5 protein-coding genes are annotated in these 4,534 nt (G+C 62.6%); 2 read left to right on the top strand and 3 right to left on the bottom strand.

Annotated elements, in window-relative coordinates; all coding sequences use genetic code 11:
• The first annotated feature begins 231 nt into the window (after positions 1-231).
• The gene (locus WBF82_RS19600) at positions 232-1,062 is read left to right on the top strand and encodes a glycoside hydrolase family 16 protein (protein ID WP_424384606.1); all 831 of its coding nucleotides are present in this window, start codon (positions 232-234) and stop codon (positions 1,060-1,062) included.
• A gap of 7 nt (positions 1,063-1,069) precedes the next feature.
• On the opposite strand, the gene WBF82_RS19595 is transcribed toward WBF82_RS19600, so the two are convergent.
• The 3 genes from WBF82_RS19595 to WBF82_RS19585 are packed head-to-tail and all read right to left on the bottom strand — an operon-like array spanning position 1,070 to position 3,740.
• A complete protein-coding gene (locus WBF82_RS19595; protein WP_424384605.1) occupies positions 1,070-2,581 on the bottom strand; it encodes a glycosyltransferase family 39 protein in 1,512 nt (503 codons plus the stop codon).
• Between the two features lie 58 nt (positions 2,582-2,639).
• The gene (locus WBF82_RS19590; RefSeq protein ID WP_424384604.1) at positions 2,640-3,419 is read right to left on the bottom strand and encodes a hypothetical protein; all 780 of its coding nucleotides are present in this window, start codon (positions 3,417-3,419) and stop codon (positions 2,640-2,642) included.
• Positions 3,420-3,455: 36 nt separating this feature from the next.
• Complete coding sequence (locus WBF82_RS19585; protein WP_424384603.1) at positions 3,456-3,740, bottom strand: hypothetical protein; 285 nt, start codon at positions 3,738-3,740, stop codon at positions 3,456-3,458.
• 93 nt (positions 3,741-3,833) lie between these two features.
• On the opposite strand from WBF82_RS19585, the gene WBF82_RS19580 reads away from it, so the two are divergent.
• Positions 3,834-4,424: a TetR/AcrR family transcriptional regulator gene (locus WBF82_RS19580; RefSeq protein WP_424384602.1), complete on the top strand. Its 591-nt coding sequence runs from the start codon at positions 3,834-3,836 to the stop codon at positions 4,422-4,424.
• Positions 4,425-4,534: the final 110 nt, after the last annotated feature.

Raw genomic sequence — 4,534 nt, 5'->3', positions numbered from 1 at the left:
TATCTGGGCCATAGGCACAGTCTGCCAAGTCCGCAAGGTCGGCCTCGGGTTGGGGCTGGTATCGCCGGTAAGGGACTAGTGGCTCCCCGGCTCAGGGTCGAGCGAATACGCACTGGTCAGGTCGGGCGGAGAGCTCGGGGACCACCTCGGGATTCAGCGACGCAGAACGACATATGCCGCCTCCTCCGCGTGCAAACACGCCATCTCTTATATGGTCGTGCTGTGCCGGAGATGAATCGACGCAACATGTTGTTAACAACGGGGTTGGGCATGCTTGCCGCCGCAGCCGCTACGCCCGTCCCGGAAGCTCTCGCTAGACCAACTCATGCGTCGCCACCGGCCGCGCCGTCAGCGGGCCCCGCCGGACCCTATATTTTCTCCGACGAGTTCGACGGGCCGGCGGGCCAGGGCCCCGACCTATCGAAGTGGACGATACAGACCTGGCAAGACGACGTATTCCCGCCGGTCGATGGCATATACCGCACCCAGAACGTCTTCCTCGACGGCAATTCCAATCTGGTCCTGCAGGCCAGCCACGAGAACGGTCAATACTTCAGCGGCAAACTGCGCGGCAACTGGCGGGGCAACATCAACACCACCTGGGAGGCGCGGATCAAACTCGACTGCCTGTTCCCGGGCCTGTGGCCCTCGTTCTGGACGGTCAACGAGGATCCACTTCCGGACGGCGAGGTCGACATCTTCGAGTGGTACGGCAACGGCCAATGGGCTCCCGGTACCACCGTGCACGCGGCATCCAACGGGAAAACCTGGGAAGGGAAATCGATTCCCGGGATGGTTGACGGCGCGTGGCACACCTGGCAAATGCGTTGGGATACCGACGGTTTCAAGTTCTCGCGGGATGGTGCAGAGTACTTCAAGGTTCCGCCGAAGCCCATCCACGTGCACGGTGGCGCCCCTGACGACTTCCGGTGGCCGTTCAACAACCCCGGCTATTGGATGTCGCCGATGTTCACGCTTGCGGTCGGCGGAGTCGGCGCCGGTGATCCAGCCCTCGGAACCTTCCCCTGCCAAATGCTTGTCGACTACATCCGGGTCTGGTAGCCGACCGTTATCGCGTCGCCTTGAGCACCTGAACCAGGTTGTACTGCCAGCGCTCGACCAGCCGGAAACCCAAGCCGTGTGGAACCGCGAAAGCCGGGGTCGCCCCGAAGCCTTCGCCAGGTGGAAGCGTTGAAGCTTGCTCATGATCGGGCCGTGTTTTGTCGGCCTGGGTGATGATCCACACGACGCGGCAGCGGCTCAACGGCTTGGCGACGACTTCCGGTATGAGATTGGTGTCGAAGACATCGCGGCGGTCCGTCGCACGCCGCCACAGGGTGAGATCGATCAACTTCCGGTAGGCATCCGGGCGCGCCGCCATCAGCGGGCGCATGGGGGCAGGCATAAACGTCACCGTGTCGTTGACGAGTAGGCAATCGCCCGGCGCTGCCTTCGCCGCGATCAGATCGGCGACCTGGCTGTAGTCCATGCCGTATTTTGCATAGGGATTACGTTGCGCCATAATGTAATTCGGTGCCGCAGCGATGGCGAGAATGCTGATGATCGCCGCACCTGCCCACGGCGTGACGGCCAATGCGCCGATGCAGACGCCCAGCGCCAGCGCGATACCGGGTGCAGTGAATGCTAGGTAGCGCGGCGTGTACATGGGGTGAATCAGGGCCGACCACATGACGATCAGGGCGGTCGGTATCACGAGCCAGCTGACCGCCAAGGTCAACAATTGCCGGTCTGGCTCCTCTAAGTGCGCGGATGTAAAGCGCCACAAGACAATAGCTGCGACGACGATCAGTGCCGACACAATCGTGAACGGCGGGCTCCGCTCGAAATACTGTTGAATTGCCACGTCTTCGATCGTGCGGCGGCCAATCGGCGCGATCCAGCTGATCTGATGCGTTTGGCCAATGGCCGTGACCAAAAAAGGTGTGAGCGCGCAACATGACAGAACCGAGGTAAGCCCGAATCGCGTTAGCACAGGTCGACTGCGCCGAAAGACAAGGATGAAAGCGACGTGCACCAAGGGCAACAGCACGAGATACACGTCGAGCACAACCGACACCACCAAGACAACCCCGTAGCCCAACCAGGCCCGAGCGTTGTCACGACGTGCGGCATACACGAGCGCAACCGTCAGCCACACGGCCGCCATCATCGAAAGGGCGTACGGTCGAGCCTCGATGCCTGCCCACGTGGACCGGGGCAAGATCGCACACACGAGTCCGGCGGCCAAGGCGACCGTTCGCGACGACACCTGCTTGCCCAGCACGACAAGTCCGGCCGCAGCACCGCCGATGGCCAAAGCGCTTGGTACGCGAGACCAGAACTCCGTGGGCGGAAACATTTCGAACCAGCCATGCATGAGGAGGTAGTACAGACCTTCGACGGCATCGACGTTGCTCAGCATCTGCCACGACTGGTTCAGAGAACGACTGTAGGAGGCCGAAATTGTCGCGGCCTCGTCATACCAGAACGACGGCCGGCCTGCGCCGGCCAAGCTCACGGTGGTGGCCAACACCGCGACGATCAACGGGTCTAGTAAAGCTCGCGGCGGTGTGGCGACCAGGTGTCTGAAATACCCGCTGAGCACCTCGCCATGGTGCCAGAAGCCCAGCCGACGGGTTCTAACGAGACTGACGCACCTTGTACGTCGACGGCCACGACTGTCGGGTGTCATCTCCCACCAGCGGTGTGCCCAAGCCGCCGACCTTGACGTCGTAGGCCTGCTCGCCGGCCCCGACTTCGCGGTTGGCGTGTTCCTGCGCCAGGTAGTACAGCTCGTCGATCGTGGCCTCGCCGTAGGCAACGAACGTCGTCTTTCGGACCACGTCGCCGGCCCGGGCGAGCATCAGGTCGGGCAGGATTTTCGTCGCCAGCGCCCCTAGTCCCAACAACGAGAATGGGATGACCCAGTAGCAGATGAACGACAGCGGCGTCTGGGTGTCGAGGATCGTCGCGTCGCGTTGCGCGAGCGGCGGAATCGCAGATGACACCGTCATCCCGCCGAAGGCGCCAACCCAGATCCAGCTCAGCCGCGCAGTGATTTGGCCGAACAGATCGCTCTCGACCACCCCTTGAGGCTGACCCGCCGCGGCGAACTCGTGCACGAAGGACTTGCCGCTCAGCAATCCGGTAACGGCAACCAGGAAGATCCCGGCATTGCTCAGCGGCTCAGCCCACCGCTGCAGCACTGACGGGCTCAGCAACAAGGTCGCCGCGGTCAGCGCCAAGAATGTTGCGGCAGCCCCGATTTCGAGCGCTCCGCCGGGTGTCCGGGTGGCGCGACCGACCACCAACCCGGCGACGGCTGTCGTCAACGCAACCAACACCGCAACAAGGCACGGCACGTTACCGACAAGCACCCAATAGACGATCCACGGCGCGAAACCAAACAGAATGCCCACGATCGGTCAGTGTATGGGCGTGCAGCTTGGCGGGGGCTACTGGTTGGCTTGCTGCTCGGTTTGTTGTGCCTGCAACTGGTCTTGGATGAACTGCTGCTGGGCCTGATCGTTTTGCTGTTGGGCCTGTTGTTCGGACTGCAGCATCGTCTGCAATGCGTTGTTTTCCTGCAGCTGAGCTTCGTCGTCATCGCTATCCACCAGCTGCACCGGCAACGACGCGACGGTTGTTTCGGCGGTGCTGAGCCAAGCGGTGCCGAATAACGCGAACAGCGCCACTGCGGCCGCACCGGCGACAATGGAACATCCTGTGGTCGTGGTCATCAGCCATCATTGCGCGCGGTCACTATCTCTACGCTTGGCCGCAGTTATCGCTTGCCTGTGAGAATTTTGCCGCCGGTCGGCTAGCCTGGATTGGTGCTAGACGCGCAGCCGCGGCCCGTTCGCCTACTGGGCGAGATCCGTCGCACCCCCGCTCAGATCCGGATCCTGGATGCCGCGTTGGACTTATTCGCCGACCACGGGGTCAGCGGAACGTCGTTGCAGATGATCGCCGACGCGGTCGGAGTCACCAAGGCGGCCGTCTACCACAAGTTCAAGACCAAAGAAGAGATCGTCGTCGCCGTTGCTGAGATGGAATTGGTTCAGCTCGAAGATGCGTTGGAAGTGATCGAAGCTCAGGCGGATGGGGTCGGTGCGCGCAAAGCGCTGTTGACCCAGGTCGTCGGAATGGCGGTCGAACGCCGCCGCTGGGTACGGGCACTGCAGTACGACCCGGTGATGGTGCGGCTGCTGAGCAATTATCCGCCGTTGCGCGAGCTGATCACCCGCCTGTACGCGATCCTGGTGGACGAGTCGAATGACACCGAGGCGCGGATATCGGCGGCATTGTTCTCCGGCGCGATCGCCGGCACGGTGATCAATCCCATCGTCGACGGCATCGACGACGAGACGCTGCGCTCGGTGCTGATCCAGCTCATCGGGCGGATGCTCAAGCTGCCCGACTGACCCGCGCGCCCAGAGCCCTTGCTGGATGTCCTTCGGGTCATCTATGGTCTGGGGTAGCCGATCGGCTACCCCGGTTAGGCCGACGGCGAGGAGGCAGATCCATGCAGATT

Source organism: Mycobacterium sp., assembly GCF_049673265.1.
Taxonomy (GTDB): domain Bacteria; phylum Actinomycetota; class Actinomycetes; order Mycobacteriales; family Mycobacteriaceae; genus Mycobacterium.
The sequence above is the reverse complement of the archived record's forward strand: the minus strand, read 5'-3'. Positions and strand labels throughout refer to the sequence as shown.

Excerpts from the sequence above, each read along its gene's own strand:
- WBF82_RS19585 (WP_424384603.1), bottom strand. The coding sequence starts at position 3,740 with ATGACCACGACCACAGGATGTTCCATTGTCGCCGGTGCGGCCGCAGTG.
- WBF82_RS19600 (WP_424384606.1), top strand. The coding sequence starts at position 232 with ATGAATCGACGCAACATGTTGTTAACAACGGGGTTGGGCATGCTTGCC.